This window comes from Nocardia grenadensis NBRC 108939, from assembly GCF_001613445.1.
In the GTDB taxonomy this organism is placed as follows: Bacteria; Actinomycetota; Actinomycetes; order Mycobacteriales; family Mycobacteriaceae; genus Nocardia; species Nocardia grenadensis.
Genome location: NZ_BDCJ01000025.1, coordinates 111,328 through 128,128, shown reverse-complemented (window position 1 = coordinate 128,128; position 16,801 = coordinate 111,328). Strand labels below are relative to the sequence as shown.

The following is a 16,801-nucleotide window of genomic DNA, read 5'->3' as shown; positions in this document are numbered from 1 at the left end:
AAGAGTGCGATTGTTGTTCACAACAGAGAGCATCGCTCACAAAGGAGAAGATGATGACCGCCGCGACCCGCTACCTCGCCCCCACCGGTTTCGACCCGATCTTCAACCGGCTCGCCAACCTGCTGCCCAAGCTCGGGATCAGCGTCGCCGGTTCCCGGTTGCTGGCGGTGCGCGGGCGCAAGTCCGGGGAATGGCGGACCACCATGGTCAACCTGATGACGGCCGCCGACGGGCAGCGTTATCTCGTGGCTCCGCGTGGGCACACGCAGTGGGTGCGCAATCTGCGGGTCGCCGGTACCGGCGAGCTGCGGCTGGGTCGGCGGACCGAGGTGTTCACCGCGGTCGAGATCGCCGACGCGGACAAGGTGCCGCTGCTGCGGCTCTACCTCGAGCGCTGGGGCTGGGAGGTCGGCCGCTTCTTCGGAGGCATCACCAAGGACTCGACCGATGCCGAACTCGCCGAGATCGCCCCGGGCTTCCCGGTTTTCCGGATCGAGAAGGCGAGTTGAGGCAGGGGCCGGTGCGGGGGTGTCAGGACCGCCGGGTCAGCAGGTATTCGATCGCGGCGGCATAGCCCTGGATACCCATTCCGGCGACGACCGCGTCCGCGATGGGGGAGACGTAGGAGTGCCGGCGGAACTCCTCGCGGGCGTGCACATTGCTGATGTGCACCTCGACGATCGGCACCTCCGGGATGACCAGCGCATCGCGCAGCGCCACCGAGGTGTGGGTCAGGCCGCCGGGATTTATCACGAGCGCCGACACGGTGCCGCGCGCCTCATGGATCCGGTCGATCAGCGCGCCCTCGGAATTCGACTGGAAATGAGCTATCTCCCACCCGTGCGCCGCCGCGGCCCGACGACACAATTCGATTACATCATCGAGGGTCTCCGACCCGTATATCTCGGGTTGCCGAGTGCCGAGCATGTTCAGGTTGGGCCCGTTGAGGACCAGAATCGGGCTGCTCGAGGTTTGCGGGACGGCGGCATCGGACATGACAGCAACCCTACCGACACCTCCCGCGCGGGCGGATGATTCTGAGCTACCGTGACGGGGTATCTCTTCGATGAATGCGGACTTGCGGGGTAACGGCGCACCGCTTCTGATCGATCGGTAGCGTAGCGTCGCCGGGTGTTCTCGGGCGCCCCGATAATTGATCATGGTCCGCTGTGCGACGAGTTGGGCTCGGCCGCAACCGCACACGGTGGGGCAGGGTATGGTTTCGGGTTTGCGATCACTCGCAAGCAGGCATTTTTCAGGTACGGTGGTCTTGTTACCGGTGTGACAAGAGTGAAGAGTGGGCGACATGGACGTGAGGGGATCCCGCCGCTTTCGCTTCCGGGGCGCAATCGCCCTTACGGGGGTGGCGGCTCTGGCAATTGCGATGGGATCGTGTGGGTCCGGGGCCGAGGTAACCGGACCCGAAGCGGTCGTCGACCGATTCACCGAGCGACTCGACGAGCACGACTACGCCGCCGCGGCGGAGTTGACCTCCTATCCCTCCGCGGCTTCGGCAACCCTTCAGCAAATGTTCGAGGGCCTCGAATCGGGCACCGTCGACTACGAGAAGGCGCAATTCATCGGACTCGATGCCGAATCCGGCATCTTCAGTCTCGATGTGCAATGGAGCTTCGGCGAGCAGAAGAACTGGTCCTACGGGCTGGAGGGCACCGTCCGCAAACTCGCGAACGGCTGGCGGATCTCCTGGGACCCGGCCGTGGTCATGCCCGAACTCAGCCAGAACCGCACCGTGCAGCTGGTGCGCACCACCCCGGATCCGCCGCCGAAGGTCGTCGACAATATCGGTAAACCGCTGATGACCCAGCAGATCATCAATGTCGTCGAACTCGATCCGACGCGGATGCCGGACCCGGTGGCCTCCACCGACGCGCTGGCCCGTGCCATCGAACCGGTGGCGCCCCTCATCACCGGCGCCTCGCTTCGCGACGATCTGGCCGCCGCCGGCGGGAAGCCGATCACGGCGGTCAGCCTGCGCGAGGGCGATTTCGCGATCCTGGAACCGCGGATGGCGCCGATCCCGGGCGTGGTGATGAAACAGGAACCGCGGCTCATCGTCGCCGATCGCCGGATCTTCTCGCCGATGCTCGACGCCATGAAGAAGGTCTGGGAACAGAGCCAGGACCAGCATTCCGGCTGGGCGGTGCAGCTGTTCGAGAACGGCCGCTTCATCAAACAGCTGGCGGGCAACCAGGGCCCGGCCGGTCCCGATATCGCGGGCACCATGGACCAGCGGTTGCAGCGTGCCGCCGAGGACGCGGTGGTCAGCGTGGGTTCACCCGCCTCCATCGTGGTCACCCAGCCCTCCACCGGAGCCGTGGTGGCAGCGGCGCAGAACAACTACTCGAGCGCGCAGGGGCCGGTCGCGTTCACCGGGCTGTACCCGGTGGGCGGTGCCATCGAACTGTTCAAGAAGGCGGCCGGGGCGGCCAAGGGCAAAGCACCCGAAGACGTCACCGACCAGGAGGTGATCGAGGCGGCCGCCATGCTCGGCGTCGGCGTGGACTTCCGGGTCCCGGGGCTGGAGGAGGTGACCGGGCGCCCGGCCGGGGCGGGCGGCGCGGAACCGGTTCGCCAGGGCGGTGGTACGGATGCGCTGCTGGTCAGCCCGTTCGGCATGGCGATCGCGGCGGCGGCCATCACCAACGGCACTACCCGTCCGCCGATGCTCGAACGGGGCCGGCCCAGCGAAACCGACGCGCCCATGGGTCCACTGCCCGGGCCCGTCGACGCGGCGCTGCGCGCGGCGATGCGCGAGGGGATGAACGCGCCGCAGATGGCTCGGCTGCGCGGATTCCGTGACGTCACCGGGTTCTCGGCGAAAGCCGGTGAGGACGGCTGGCTGATCGCGAGTATGGGTGATCTGTCGTTCGCCATCCATATCGCCGATGTCGACAGCGGCGATATGGTCGTCCGAATGGGCGAGCGGATGTTGCAGGCGCTGGCCAAGCCGGACGAATGAGCGGCGGCCGGGTGGTCACCTGATCGCCGCGACGGCCCCCCGCCAGCCCAGCAGGAAGAACGCCAGCACCAGCGCCGCGACCACGATGAAACTGACGGCGGTGCCCTGACCGGCGACCATTCGCAACAGCATGCCGATCACCAGGGTGCACAACCAGATCACCACACCGGCGGGCCACAGGCGCGAGCCGTCGAGCGGTTCGGTGCCGGTCCGGCCGCGCTCCACCAGCACCGCCACGACCCAGCCCGCGGCCAGTCCGGCCACGAACGGCCAGGCCGTATGCAGCAGACCGGTGAGCACGGCCTCGTCGTGACTGCGGCGGCCGATGGCGCAGAACAACACCACCAGGAGGAAGTCGACACCGATCGCAACGATCCATTTCACTCCGAGCAGCCTAGTCGCGGCCGCGACACCGTGGCCACGGTGTGCGCTGCCGGCTCAGGCGTTGCGCTGGGAGAATTCCTTCTCGTACTCGTCGTCCTCGGCATTACGGGTACGGAACAGGAACGCGAAGACGATCCAGCCGATGATCGCGATCAGCACGAAACTAACCAGCCGGTACACGAACGCGGCGGCGACCGCCTGCGCCGCGGGCAGTCCGGCAGCCGCAGTGAGACCGTAGATCAGGGTCGCGTCCACGTACACGATCCCACCCGGCGCGAACGGGATCGAACCGACGGCCTTACCCGCCGCGAACGCGATCAGCAGTCCCGCCCACCGGGGGTCGCCGCCGATGGCATAGCAGGCGGCGCCCAGGCAGACGATATCGGCGAGCCGGTGGATCACCGCCCACCAGGTGACCCACGCGCCGTCCCGGGTGCCCAGTTTCACCGATTCGACCTGGTCGAGCATTTCCCGGATCTTGTCGATACCGGTATCCGCGGACCGTTTGCGCACCCGGTTCACCGTGAGCAGCGCGCGATGCAGCACCTTCTCGAGCGTGCCCGGATGCCGTGAGGCGTAGTTCCCCGCCCAGACCAGCGCCATCACCGCCGCCACCGAGACGATCAGGTTCACCGGACCCACCCGGCCACCCGCGAGCACGGTGCCGAGCACGCCGATCAGGGCCAGACCCGCCGCGGAGACCACCCCGGAGAAGACCAGCTGCCAGGACGCGACCACCGGGCTGGCGCCCCAGCGCCGGGTTTGCCGGTAGGTGAACGCCGTGGAGAACACCTGACCGGCGGGCAGGGTCACCGACATGGCGGTGGCGCCGTAAACGACCGCTACCGAGCGATACTGGCTCACCTCGACACCGCCGGCCCGCAGCAGCTGTTTCTGGATGTGGCCGAACCCGGTCATGGAAAGCATTTGCGCCGCGATACACAGCGCGACCCAGCCCCAATGGATTTCGGTGAGTTTGTGCCATGACTCGTGTAATCGCGGCCACAGATAAATCGCTTCGCCTATCAGCAGGAGAAGCACGATCGAAACGGCCAGCCATTTGAGCCAGCGGAATTTGTGGCGGCGATTCTCGGCGGGTTCCGGCGCTCCGGCCCCGGGCACAGCAGCGGTGCCCGCTGCTTCACCGTTGGCCGTCACGGGCCCAGCCTAATGGACACCTTCCGCCGAAGTCCGCTGCCTGGCCCGATACCGCCGCGGCCGACGAGGTCGGCTCGGGTCGGTGTGATGGGCGGTGGGTCGGCATGGTGACGCGCACGGCCGGAGCGGATGCGGAGGTACGCCTAGTCCACGGTTTCGCTGGGCCAGGACAGCCGCGTCTTGCGGCGCCGGCCGCGCAATTGCACCTCTTCGCCGGCCGTCCAGTGCCGCTGCTCGCTGTCCTCGGCGAAATACAGTGCCGAACCGGAGGCCAGCACCCGGCCCGGATGGTCCTTGGCGAGTTCGGTGAGCCGGGAAGCCTCGTTCACCGGATCGCCGATAACGGTGTATTCGAAGCGGTTGGCGGCACCGATATTCCCCGCGACCGCCAATCCCGCCGAAACTCCGATACCGATATCCAGTCCGGCGACCGCGCGCAATGCCTCGCGCAGATCGCGGGCGGCGGCCAGCGCGGCCGTCGGTGCGTCCGGACGGTCCAGCGGCGCGCCGAATATCGCGAGCGCGGCGTCACCGACGAATTTGTTGACGAACCCGTGGTGGCGGTCGATCACATCCACCACGACCCGGAAGAATTCGTTGAGCAGGCTCACCACTTCGGTGGGTGGGTGTTCGGCGGCGGTCGCGGTGGAGCCGACCATATCCACGAACAGGACTGCCACGAATCGTGTTTCCCCGCCGAGTTCGGTGCCGTAGTCCAGGGCGCGCTGGGCCACCTCGGCGCCCACATGCTGGCCGAACAACTCCTGCAGCCGCTGCCGGGTGGCCGCTTCCTCCATCATGCGATTGAAACCGACCTGCAGCAGCCCGATCTCGCTCCCGTCGAAAACCTCCACCTGCACATCCCGGGCACCGTTCTGCACCTGGTCGATGGCCTGGCTGAGCTGGCGGACCGGGTCGGAGATGCTGCTCGCCGTGAGCATGGACAGGGCCAGCGCCTGCATGATCACCACCCCGCACAGCAGCAGGATCGATACCGCCAGCGACTGCGCGGAGAACTTCACATCCGACGAGATCTGGGTGACACACAGCAGCACGATGGCAATGGTCGGGGCGAACGTGCCCATCCCCCAGGTCATCGCCATGCGGGTACCGACACCGGGAGTCAGGGTGTGGTCGAAACGCCCGGCGGTCAGGGCCTCGGCCGCTACCGGTCGTAGGATACGTTCACCGAGCATGTAGGTGAAACCGAACACAATGGTCGCGGCCATACATTCGGTGATGATCACAGTGCCGGCCAGCGCCGGGGTCTCGGAGATGATCGCCGCGCCCAGCACCCCGCCGCCGAGGATCCACAGGGCCAGATGCAGAATCGCCTGGCGCAGCGGCGCGTGCAGGGCGGCCATCTGTTCCTGCCGGCTGGGCGGGCCACCGCGCACCTGCCAGCGCATCACCGGCCGGAGCATCAGGGCCGAGGCCGCCACACTGAGGAAACCACCGGTGAGGAAGACGACGGCCGGGACCAGCAGTCCGATCTCCCGGGTACCGGGCTCCTCACCTTCGGGCACCGGCAGTCCGTACTGGATGAACGCCCACACCAATACCGCACCGAAAGCATTCGCGAGCAGCATCGAGGTGAGATACAGGGGCCAGCGCGTATGCATGGTCTGTTTGACCGCTTCCAATGGCGCTGACACGCGTACCAATCTAGCGCCCGGTGCCGACCGCCCCATGTTCCCGGGTTGTGCGTGATAGACGTCGCTCCAGGTCCACTGCGAGCGTGGCGTGTTGGGCGTGTCTCCGGCCGTGGCGCGTCGGCTGGACTCCGCTCCGGCCGTGGCGCGTACTACGGACCTCCGCGTTCGCTGCGGACGTGCATGTACTGCTCACCTCCGCAGCCGGTTCGGATGTGCATGTTTGTGTGTGCCGCTGCCTTTGCTCCGGACGTACGCGGCCTGTTGGTGGGCTCGGCCCGGCCGCGCTCACTAGGCTCGGCCGGGTGACCGAGCCGAAACCAACTGCCGCAGACGCCGTTCACCCCATCGTCCGGCAGACCGCCGAATGGGCCTGGCGGCTACTGGTGATCTTCGCCCTGGTCGCGGTGCTGGCGGCGGCGGTGCGGCGACTCGATACCGTGGTGATCCCGCTGGCCATCGCCATGTTGGCGGCCGCGCTGCTCGCACCGCTGGTGGACTGGATGCAGCGTCGCGGGGTGCCGCGCGGGCTCGGGGTTTTCGTCGCGCTGGTCGGTTCGCTCGGGTTGGTCGCCGGTGTGGTGACCTTCGTGGTGGAGCAGTTCGTGGTGGGTGTGCCGCAGCTGTCCGACGAGTTCACCAACAGCATCCACAAGGTCCAGGACTGGGCCATCAACGGTCCGATGCACCTGAGTGACGACCAGATCCGCAATGCCGGCGATGCCACCGTCCGCGCCATCCAGTCCAATCAGGACACGCTCACCAGCGGTGCGCTGACCACCGCGACCATGATCGGCCATATCCTGACCGGCACCTTCCTCACCCTGTTCATCCTCATCTTCCTGCTTTACAGCGGTGACCAGATCTGGCGTTTCGTCACCCGTGTCGTGCCGACCGAGCATCGCGAACGGGTGCGCACCGCCGGGGAACTCGGATTCGGTTCGCTGGTGGGCTTCGTCCGGGCCACCGTCGTGGTCGCCGCCGTGGACGCGATCGGGATCGGGGCCGGGCTGGCTCTGCTCGGTGTGCCGCTCGCGCTGCCGCTGGGCTCGCTCGTGTTCATCAGCGCGTTCATCCCGATCATCGGTGCGTTCCTGGCCGGTTTCGTGGCGGTGTTCATCGCGCTGGTGACCAAGGGTTTCGTGACCGCGCTCATCGTGCTCGGCATCATCGTCGCGGTGATGCAGCTGGAGGGGCACGTGCTGCAACCGTTGCTGCTCGGCCGGGCCGTCCGGATCCATCCGCTGGCGGTGGTACTCGCGATCGCCGCGGGTGTGGTGCTGGGCGGGATCGCGGGCGGTCTGCTGGCAGTACCGCTGGTCGCGGTGCTGAACACCGCCATTCGCTCGCTGCTCGCCGCGGATCCCGAGGAGCTGCTCGACGAATCGGCACCGGACCGTAAAGGAATCTATGTCGCCGAACCGGATGCGCCGGAGGACGGCGAACATACCTTGGGCGGGCCCCAGATCCTGGGCCGTTTCGATATCGGGGCCCTGCTCGCCGAGGCGCAGCGCCGGCTACCGCTGGCCCGGCCCGCCGATCCGCAGCCGCGCCGCGACGGTACGGACCCCGGGCCGAGCGTCTCCGCCACCCGGCGGGAAACCGGAGATGAGCAGGTCTGACGTGGCGCCTGCCACCCCCGCATCGGGGAATGCCCTGATGCGGGCTCCAGGCGGTGCTGGGTAACCTCAGTCCTATGAACGGCCCCGATCCGGTATTCGACGGTGCGGGTTCCGGTGGCCAAGTGGGCGACCGGAACCTGCGTGTATCCGACGCCGAACGGGAACATGTCGGGCAACTCCTGCAGCGCGCGGTGGGTCTGGGCATGCTCTCCCTGGGCGAGTTCACCGAGCGGATGGATACCGCGCTGGCCGCCAGGACCCGCGGCGAACTGAACTCGGTGCTCGTCGACCTGCCCGGCGTCCGGTTGATCGGCGAACCCACCACCGAGCGGGCCGGTCACGGTAAGCCGGTACCGCTACCGCAACCCGGGGACGCCGCCCGCACGGGGCTGTCCGGGGTAGTGCAGGGCGGGGTCATCCGGCCGCGGATGTCGGGGGTGAACCGCCGGGGCAACTGGCAGGTCGCCCCGATGTTGCGGGTCAACAGCTGGTTGTCCGGGGTGACGCTGGATTTCACCCAGGCGACCATGACCACCCAGGTGGTGGAGATCCAGGTCGACGACTACGCGAGTTCCCTGACCCTGGTGGTGCCGCAAGAGGCCACGGTCGACCTGGACGGCCTCGAACTGGTCGGGTCCAGCGTGAACAACAAGGTGCGCAGCGGCCCGCCGATCGGACCGCTGCATCTGCTGGTACACGGCCGGGTCCGGTTCGGCTCGGTCACCGCGAAACAACCCTTCGCCGCCCATTGGCGCCGGTTGCTCGGGCATTGAGCGGTCCTCCCGGCGGCGTCAATCCTGTTCGCGGCGGCGCAGCAGCTCGTTCACGCTGACCGAACGGCCCTCGCTCTGCTGGTGACGGCCGGAGTCGTCGACCGGTGTCCCGGCCTGCTGACGCCGCGCGGACCGCAGTCCCGCCATCCACGATTCGATGCTGTTGCGTTCGCGCGGGTCCGCGTTCTGCTGCGGGCCGACCCCACCGGCGGACTGCTGGGCCAAGCTGTCGGGTCGCGCTGCGGTGGGGCCCGGACGCTCGGCGGGCCGGGTCGGCGGTTCCGGCGTGGGGTAGAGGCCGGGCACCGCCGGGGGCTGGGCGCCCGGTACCCGGCGCGGGAGTTCGGGCAGGCCCTGGGCGCGTCCGGCCGGGCCCGGGTTACCGGGTTCGGGAGTCCGGGGAATCGGTCGCGGCTGCGAACCCTGGTCCTGGCGGAGACGTGGGTCCGCCGGGCCCGGCTGTCCGTCCGGTCCGGGGCGGCGCGGCGGGGCCGGCGGACGCGCCGCGCCCTGGCCGGGTGCCGGGCGGTTACCGTCGCCTGCCCATCCGCCCGGCTGACCGGGACCGGGACGGCCGGGCGGGCGGCCCTCGGGCGCCGCGGGACGCGGCGGTACGGGCGGGCGGGCCGCGCCACCGGGCTGGCCGGGGATCCGCGTCGAACTGTCCGGCCGGGGGCGGGCCGCGCCACCGGTGGGCCGGGGCGGCTGCGAGGTGGGCGGTACCGGGGGAGCGTCGGCGGGGCTCGGGTAGACGGTGCGGCCGCCGACGTTCTGCGGCTCGCCGTCCTCGGTCGGTTCGGAGGCGAACAGACCACGTAGGTTCGGGGTGGCGAAACCGGGCCGGGACGAACCGGCCGGGCCACCCGGGGCGCGCTGCGCCTCCGGCGGCGGAGTGGGCTGCTCCGGGCCCGGTTGACTCGGTTGCGGGCGGCCGGGTCCGGGCTGATTACCGGGGGTACGGCCGGGCAGCGGCCGGAAGTCGTTGCGCGGGCCGGGAGCACGGCCCGGATCGGGGGCGGGGCCGCCTGGACCACGACCGAGTTCGGGGGCCCGGCCCGGGAGACGGCTCGGCGCCGGGCCGGATTCCGCGCCGGGCTGTTGCGGGTTCCGGTTCGGCGACGCCGGGCTCTCCGTGGGCGGTTGCGCCGCGGCGGGCCGCGGACCGCGCGTTTCCTCGGCTCCACGGCCGGGTTCGCCCGGGCCGTCGGCGGGCGGGTTGGCGCGCGGACGGGTCGGGTCCGGCGGGGTGGGCATCTGCTGTTTGGGTGCCGACGGTGCGGCGGATGACTGTTTGCCCGCGGCCTTGCGCGGGCCCTTCGAGACCGTTTGCATATGCGCGGTGGGCGCGGCGGCCTCGATCTCCTCGCGGGTGCGTTTGAGCACCGGCGTCTTGCGCTGCTTCTCGGCGCCGAGCGCCGGCATCTGCATGGTGACCGGATCGGTGACCGGGGTGGTCTTGACCAGGTCGACCACATCGCCGCCGCCGGGACGCTCATCGGCCAGGATCGGTTCGCCCAGGCCGATCTTCTGCTGGATCCGCTTCATCCAGGCCGGGGCCCACCAGCAGTCGTCACCGAGCAGCTTCATGGTCGCCGGCACGAGCAGCATGCGCAGGATGGTGGCGTCGATGATGAGCGCCGCGATCATGCCGTAGGCGATGTACTGCATCATCACCAGATCGGAGAATGCGAACGCGCCGGTCACCACCAGCAGGATCAATGCCGCGGCGGTGATGATGCGTCCGGTGTGCGCGGTGCCGATCCGCACCGCCTCGGTGGTCGAGGCGCCCATGGCGCGGGCCTCGACCATCCGCGAGAGCAGGAACACCTCGTAGTCGGTCGACAGGCCGTAGATGATCGCGATGATCAGCACCAGCACCGGCGACATGATCGGCTGGGGCGTGAAGTTCAGCAGGCCGGCACCGTGACCGTCGACGAAGATCCAGGTCAGGATGCCGAGGGTGGAGCCGAGGCCGAGCGCGCTCATCAGCGCCGCCTTGATGGGCAACACCAGGGAGCCGAAGGTGAGGAACATCAGCACCGTGGTGACCAGCAGCACCAGGGCGATCATCAGCGGCATCCGGTCCAGCAGCGCGTCGATGCTGTCGCCCTGCAGGGTCGGCTGCCCGCCGACATACATGGTCACGCCGTCGGGTACGTCGATCGCCCGCAGATACTCCACGGTCGGCCGGTAGTCCTCGGAATCGAGGAGTGTCGCGCTGCTGCGGAAGACCCCGGAATGGGTCGTGGATTCCGACGGCACCGAGAAACCGGACGCGTCGGCCAGGCCCGGCGCCTTGTCGGCCTCGCGGACCACCTTCGCGATGGCCCGGGTGTCCTCGCTGACGAACACCAGCTGGATGGGGTCGGACTGGCGCAGCGGGAAAGTTTTGTCGAATTCCTCCTGCGCGACGCGGGTGGCATTGTCCGGCGGCAGATAGCGTTCGCTCATACCGCCGAAGGCCAGGTTCTTCACCGGGATGATCAGCAGCAGGAGCAGCACACAGATCGGAATGGCGATCTTGAGCGGATGCTGCATGACCCAGGTGGTGGCCCGGCCCCAGAAACTGGCCTCCACCTCCTCGGCGGATTTGGTTTTGCGGATCTGCTTGAAGCTGAGCATGTCCACCCGTTTGCCCAGCACACTCAGCATGGCGGGCAGCAGGGTGATCGACGCAAGTGCGGCCAGCGCGACGGTCGCGATGGTGCCGTAGGCCATGGATTTCAGGAAGCCCTGGGGGAACAGCAGCAGGCCGCCGAGGCTCGCGATGATCATGGTCGCGGAGAAGACGACCGTGCGTCCGGCGGTGACCACCGAGCGGCGGACCGCGGCGCGGGTGTCGTAACCCTCGGCCAATTCCTCGCGGAACCGGCTGACGATGAACAGGCCGTAGTCGATGGCCAGGCCCAGGCCGATCATGGAGACCACCGCGCCGACGAACGTGTTCACCTCGGTGACCTTCGTCAGCATCATGATGATGCCGTTGGCGCTGATGATGGTCAGGCCGCCGATGATCAGCGGCAGCGCCGCCGCGACCACGCCGCCGAAGATGAAGAACAACAGGATGCCCACGGCGGGGATGGCCAGGATCTCCATCCGGTGCTGGTCGTGGGCCATGGTGTCGTTGAGGGTGCCCGCCACCGGTTGCAGGCCCGCGACCTGCACATTCACGCCCTCGATATCGAAGACGTCCTTGACCGCGCGATAGTTGCGGACCATATCGGTGTCGTTGTCGCCGACGATCGCGATGGAGGCGAAGGTCTTGGTCTTGTCCTGCGAACCGAACACCGCGGGCTGGGCTTCGCCGGTCTCGGTCTTCCAGTAGGCGCCGTTCACCTTGGCGATATGGTCCGGATGTTCCCTGGGCAGCCGGTTCAGGCTGTCGACGATCTTGTCCCGGAAGGCCGGATCGCTGTCGACGGTCTGGCCCTCGGGTGCGGTGTAGAGCACCAGCACATCGGCATTGTGGTCGCGGCCGAACGCCTCATCGGACAGTTCGGCGGCCTTCACCGATTCGGAGTTCGGATCGAACAGACCGCTGGAGCTCAGATGGTCGGCCAGGCCGAGACCGTAGGCCCCCAGGCCCAGCATCCCGGCGACGACAACTCCGATGACGGCGAATCGCAACCGATGGACCAGATCGCCCCAGCGGGTGAACACTTAAGCGACTCCTTGTGCGGGGCGAGAGGTGAGTAGCGCCGACAGCGGCCGGAACGGCTGCAGCCAGGCACCCTCGTCGGGCAGCGAGTCGAGGCTCACCCGCGGCAGCGGTTCACGGAAAACTCCCGGGATGTCCTCGAGGTCGACGAATTCGAGAGTATCGGATGTTACTGCCCAACTCGCGTGCTCGCGGAAGCCGAGCACTTGAACCGGGATGCCGTCGGCGGCGAGCTGCTCCAACGGCTCGCGGAAGGCCTGGCCGTCGGCCGAGGCCACGATGATCCCGGCCAGGCCGGCGCCCCGGGTGCGCTGGGCGATATGGCCGAGCATGTCCGAATCGACATCGGAATCCTCGTCGATCTTCGGCTTGGCGAAAACGGCGTAACCGACATTACGTAGCGCTTCGACCCACGGCCGGACCACATCCGCGGTGCCGGGGGCGATATTGGTGAATACGGTCGCCTCGGGCTCCAGCCGGTTCTTCTCGCCGGCCGAGAGTTCGGCGGTGCGGGCCAGCAGCCACCGGCCGAGTGCGTCGAAGCGGGGCCGGTAGGCGGCGGTGGGCCGCCCACCCAGGATGGCGCCTAGTCCCATATCCAGGTTCGGCGCATCCCAGACCAGCAGGACCCGCCGCAGACCGTCCGTATCCGGCCCTACCGACTCGTCACCGGATTCGTGCAGACTTCCGGCAACCTCGTCGCCGGCCGGGGCCATCTCACTGACGCTCATCATTCGATCTTGCCCCATATGAACTCGTTGATCGCACTACCGGCGGTGTGTGCCTTGCTCTCGAATTTGGTGACCGGCCGCTCGAAACCGATCGGCGCGGCGGCCCGTTGTGTGGTACCGGCTCCCCCGACGGTCCCGTTCAGTCCGATGAGCAGGTGCTCGGCCGCGCCGACCTCGGCGATGTGCTCCGCGTACCCGGCGTGGTCGGTCGCCACGTGCAGAATCCCGCCGGGCCGTAACCGATCGGCGATCAGGGCGAAGGTGGCCGCTTGCAGCAGCCGGCGCTTGTGGTGGCGCGCCTTGGGCCACGGGTCCGGAAAGAATACGCGCACACCGGTCAGCGATCCTGGAGCAATCATATTCTCCAGTACGTCCACGGCGTCACCGCGCAGCAGCCGGATATTGCCGATCTCCTCGCGTTCGATCCGCTGGACGAGCTGGGCCAGGCCGGGCTGGTAGACCTCGATACCGATCAGGTTCAGATGCGGCTCGGCCAGTGCCATGGCGGCGGTCGCCGTTCCGGTACCGCATCCGATCTCGATGACCAGCGGTGCCGAGCGGCCGAACCACGCCGCGGCGTCGAGCGGTTCGTCGGCGACCTCCCGGCCGAGCACCGGCCAGCTGCGGTCCCAGGATTTCTGCTGGTTGGGGGTGAGTGCGCCGCGCCGGGACCGGAAACTGGTGACCCGGGGGTAGAGCCGGGAACCGGCATGGCGTCGCCGCCGCTCTCCGGTATCGCCGGAGGTTTCCGAGAGAGCGACCGGAACGGACTCGGAGCCGGGGTGCGCAGCGTCGTTCACAGCCCTATTGTCCAGCATGGCCGGTTCCGGGCCGCAACGGACCGGTCAGGGGGCTACCCGTTGGTAGGGCGGTTGCGGTCCGCACCCAACGCGGGGCGGCCCCCGTTCTGACAGAATGCGCACCGGAAGAAGGGGGTGTGGCGCGTGCCGGCAGTCGAGGGATCGGACAGGTATATGCGGGAGGCCGGGGCCGGGGATCCGCTGGACCGGCTGATCTCCACGCTCCGGATGGGTGACGGTGCCGACGCGGGTATCGCGAACGGTATCGAGATGGCGGTGCAGCGCTGGCGGACCCTGCCGCGCGCCCAGGTCGCCGGGCGCGCCCGTGCCGGCCGCACCACCGTGGCCCGCGCGTTGGGATTGCATCAGGCGGTGGAGACCGCGCCCGTCGACGAACCGGGCTTCCCCGATCCGGTACTCGACGCCGATATCGTCGTCTACGTCCTGGCCAGTACCCCCTCCCCGGGCGACCGGCGGTTACTCGGGTCACTGCGCCCGGAACGCACGATTCTGGTGTTGAACAAGGCCGACGCGATCGGCACCGGCTGGGCGGACGCGGTGGCCGCGGCCCGGCAGTTCGGCCGGGAATTCGGGCTGCCCGCGTTCCCGATGGTGGGTTCGCTGGCGGCGCGGACCGTTTCCGGTGCCTTTCAGGAAACCGATCTGGCGCTGTTGCGCCGGCTGGCGCAGTCCGGTATCGCGGCGGCGTTGTCCGCCGAGGCGTTCGTCTCGCCGGGCCCCGATACCGCGGAACGCGCGGAACTGCTCGAACGCTGGGATCTGTACGGGCTGTCCTGTGTACTGGCCGCACTGGAACGCGACCCGGATCTCGCCCCGCAGACGGTGCTGCAGATCCTGCACACCGTCAGCGGGGTCGAGCCGGTGGCGCGCCTGCTCGGTCAGCGCTACCAGCAGGCGGTATCGCGGCGAGCGGGTGCGCTGATAGACGAACTGACCCGGCTGGCCGCGCGTGCCGTGCCGCACGGGCGCAGCCGGGCGCGCGCACTGATCACCGAATATCTGGACAGTGACGAGGCCCGGTGGCTGGCGCTGTGCGGCGGTCTGGTCGATCCGGAGGTCGCCCATCTGGCCGCGGGCTATCCCCGGCCCGAGCCCGAGGACGCCGACGACGCGCTGGCCCGCGCCATCCGGTGGCGGGCGGTGGTGGCCGGGGATATGGCGCCGAGTGCGCGCCGCGCCGCCATCCGGGTCCACAACGGATACCTCCGGATGTGGGAGCGGATGAGCAGTGTCGGGCTCTGACCCGGGTCCAGGTCCAGGTCCGGGGGCGGGACCGCCGGGTCTCCCGGGTCCTTCCGGTATCGCCGCGGCCACCGGCAGCGTGGCGGCGCATACGCTGCCCGACGCCGTGGCCGAGGTGGTGGCGCGCTGGAATCCGCAGGGTATGGCCTTGTTGCGGACGATGCCGGTCTCCGGTGGCGCGACCGCGGTCCGGCTCATCGGCGCCGACGACGCCAACACCGCCCTGCTACGTACCGAACTGACCCGCATCGAACCCCGGATCGAGCTCGGCGCGCCCACGGCCGATCCGTGGGCGCGCGCGGCACCGGGCAGTGTGGTGCTGCTCGTCCTCGATGCCGGCGTGGTGATCGGCGCGGCCGAACTGGATACCGTGCGCCGGTTGTGCGCCGAGGGAGCCCGGGTACTACTGGTGTTGAACGGCACCCATGCGCACAAGGACTGGCAGCTGGTCCGCGACCGCAGCGCCGAACTGCTCGCCGCCGCCGAACTGGACTGCGAGATCGTGCCGGTATCGGCCCGGTTGGCTCTGGCCGCCCGGACCGGGGCCGATTCGGCCCTGTCGGACCGTTCCGGGCTGGCCGCGCTGCACACCCGGCTCGTCGCGCTCACCACCGATACCGCGACGGCGGGCGCCCGCCGGACAGCGGCCCTCGCCCAGGTGGTCGCGGGAACCCGGGAGCGCATCGTGCAGGAGGAGGCGCAGCTCCGGTCCGGTACCGAGGTCGAGCTGCTGCGGGCGGAGCGGGCCCGGCTGCTCGCCGATCGGGACGGTGGGCGCGCGGTGGCGGTATCCACCCTGCGGGCCCAGATCAATCTGGCCCGGGTGGACCTGCTCACCCAGGTCGGCTCCCGCGTGCGGGCACTGCACGCCGAGGCCCGGGCCGAACTGGACAACATGGCTCGCGCCGGCCGGCGTGACTTCCCGGAGCGGCTGCGGCAGGCGGTCGGGCAGCTGACCGGGACGGTGGATCTGGATATCGCCGCCCGGCTGACCGAACTGCGGGCGCGGGCGGCGGCCGCGCACCCGGCGAGCGTCCCACCTGCGGAGGGAACTCCGACACTGCGGTACGAGCCGGCGCCCACGCTCGGTCCGGATCCGCAACCCCGGCCCGGGGGTGTCGAAGATCACCTGATGATCGTGCTGGGCGCCTCGGCGGGGGTCGGTCTGGGACGGCTGATGGTGTCGCCGCTCGCGTTGGTGCCGGCATTGGACGCGGCGAGCGTGCCGGTGACTCTGTTGCTCGGCGCGGGCGCGGCCGCCTGGGTGGTGCGGGCGCGCCGCCAGCTCGCCGACCGAGATCATCTGCGGCACTGGGTCGCCGACGCGGTGGCGAATGTGAAAGCCCAGCTCGAGCAGCGAGCGGTGACCGCGCTGGTGGCGACCGAATCCGACCTTTCCGACGAAATGGTGCGGGCCGCGGCGGCCGGCATGGTGGCGGTGGACCGGCGGGTCGCCGAACTGGAGGCGGCATTGCGCCGCGCCACCACCGGGCAGCCCGGCCGACTCGCCGCATGTGCCCGTGACCGGCAGATACTGGAGCAGTGGGCCCCGACCGCCGGAAATCAGTTCGTTCACCCCTATTGATCGGCAACCCGCTTCCATCGGGGGCGCAATACCGCGTTAACCTCTAGACAGGAACCTGGGCGTCCGCTTCGCGCCTTAGTACACTGCCTCGATCCGGCGGTGCACAGGATGGACCGTTGCGGAAGCCTCACCCGCCAATGGTGGCGCTAGGTGTTTTCGCGCTGGTCACGGGCCCAAGGGCCAGGGCGGAAGCAT

The 16,801-nt window shown here is 69.2% G+C and carries 13 protein-coding genes; 6 read left to right on the top strand and 7 right to left on the bottom strand.

Translation table 11 applies throughout. The features are described 5' to 3' along the window. Positions 1 to 53: 53 nt before the first annotated feature. Complete coding sequence (locus NGR01S_RS24975) at positions 54 to 509, top strand: nitroreductase/quinone reductase family protein (protein ID WP_063041035.1); 456 nt, start codon at positions 54 to 56, stop codon at positions 507 to 509. A gap of 22 nt (positions 510 to 531) precedes the next feature. Here NGR01S_RS24975 and aroQ read toward each other — a convergent pair whose 3' ends face one another. After that, positions 532 to 996 carry a type II 3-dehydroquinate dehydratase gene (gene aroQ / locus NGR01S_RS24970; RefSeq protein ID WP_063040927.1) on the bottom strand — a complete coding sequence of 155 codons (465 nt, stop codon included), beginning with the start codon at positions 994 to 996 and terminating at the stop codon, positions 532 to 534. Positions 997 to 1,384: 388 nt separating this feature from the next. Between aroQ and NGR01S_RS24965 the strand changes: the two genes are divergently transcribed. Beyond that, positions 1,385 to 2,980, top strand: coding sequence for an NTF2-like N-terminal transpeptidase domain-containing protein (locus tag NGR01S_RS24965; protein WP_084481684.1), 1,596 nt, complete (start codon positions 1,385 to 1,387; stop codon positions 2,978 to 2,980). A gap of 15 nt (positions 2,981 to 2,995) precedes the next feature. On the opposite strand, the gene NGR01S_RS24960 is transcribed toward NGR01S_RS24965, so the two are convergent. From NGR01S_RS24960 to NGR01S_RS24950, 3 genes are all read right to left on the bottom strand, one after another. Further along, the gene (locus tag NGR01S_RS24960; RefSeq protein WP_063040923.1) at positions 2,996 to 3,364 is read right to left on the bottom strand and encodes a DUF3054 domain-containing protein; all 369 of its coding nucleotides are present in this window, start codon (positions 3,362 to 3,364) and stop codon (positions 2,996 to 2,998) included. A gap of 54 nt (positions 3,365 to 3,418) precedes the next feature. Next, the gene (locus tag NGR01S_RS24955) at positions 3,419 to 4,522 is read right to left on the bottom strand and encodes a lysylphosphatidylglycerol synthase transmembrane domain-containing protein (protein ID WP_063040921.1); all 1,104 of its coding nucleotides are present in this window, start codon (positions 4,520 to 4,522) and stop codon (positions 3,419 to 3,421) included. 143 nt (positions 4,523 to 4,665) lie between these two features. Next, complete coding sequence (locus NGR01S_RS24950; RefSeq protein WP_063041033.1) at positions 4,666 to 6,144, bottom strand: adenylate/guanylate cyclase domain-containing protein; 1,479 nt, start codon at positions 6,142 to 6,144, stop codon at positions 4,666 to 4,668. 335 nt (positions 6,145 to 6,479) lie between these two features. Here NGR01S_RS24950 and NGR01S_RS24945 point away from each other — a divergent pair, with 335 nt between their 5' ends. Together NGR01S_RS24945 and NGR01S_RS24940 are read left to right on the top strand one after the other, a co-directional pair. Next, positions 6,480 to 7,796 carry an AI-2E family transporter gene (locus NGR01S_RS24945; protein WP_063040919.1) on the top strand — a complete coding sequence of 439 codons (1,317 nt, stop codon included), beginning with the start codon at positions 6,480 to 6,482 and terminating at the stop codon, positions 7,794 to 7,796. A 122-nt stretch (positions 7,797 to 7,918) separates the two neighbouring features. After that, the gene (locus tag NGR01S_RS24940) at positions 7,919 to 8,569 is read left to right on the top strand and encodes a DUF1707 SHOCT-like domain-containing protein (RefSeq protein ID WP_157107433.1); all 651 of its coding nucleotides are present in this window, start codon (positions 7,919 to 7,921) and stop codon (positions 8,567 to 8,569) included. Positions 8,570 to 8,587: 18 nt separating this feature from the next. Here NGR01S_RS24940 and NGR01S_RS24935 read toward each other — a convergent pair whose 3' ends face one another. Genes NGR01S_RS24935 through trmB form a run of 3 tightly spaced genes read right to left on the bottom strand, consistent with a single transcriptional unit; the run spans position 8,588 to position 13,776 of the window. After that, a complete protein-coding gene (locus tag NGR01S_RS24935) occupies positions 8,588 to 12,229 on the bottom strand; it encodes an MMPL family transporter (protein ID WP_063040917.1) in 3,642 nt (1,213 codons plus the stop codon). After that, positions 12,230 to 12,958, bottom strand: coding sequence for an NYN domain-containing protein (locus NGR01S_RS24930; protein ID WP_063040915.1), 729 nt, complete (start codon positions 12,956 to 12,958; stop codon positions 12,230 to 12,232). After that, on the bottom strand, positions 12,958 to 13,776 hold the full coding sequence (trmB, locus tag NGR01S_RS24925) for a tRNA (guanosine(46)-N7)-methyltransferase TrmB (RefSeq protein WP_063040913.1): 819 nt from the start codon (positions 13,774 to 13,776) through the stop codon (positions 12,958 to 12,960). Before trmB ends, NGR01S_RS24930 begins: the two co-directional genes overlap by 1 nt. Positions 13,777 to 13,902: 126 nt before the next feature. Between trmB and NGR01S_RS24920 the strand changes: the two genes are divergently transcribed. Both NGR01S_RS24920 and NGR01S_RS24915 read left to right on the top strand, forming a co-directional pair. Beyond that, entirely contained in the window at positions 13,903 to 15,021 is a 1,119-nt protein-coding gene (locus NGR01S_RS24920) for a hypothetical protein (RefSeq protein ID WP_245664759.1), read from the top strand. Positions 15,022 to 15,100: 79 nt separating this feature from the next. Then, positions 15,101 to 16,606 carry a hypothetical protein gene (locus NGR01S_RS24915; RefSeq protein ID WP_084481683.1) on the top strand — a complete coding sequence of 502 codons (1,506 nt, stop codon included), beginning with the start codon at positions 15,101 to 15,103 and terminating at the stop codon, positions 16,604 to 16,606. Positions 16,607 to 16,801 lie beyond the last annotated feature (195 nt).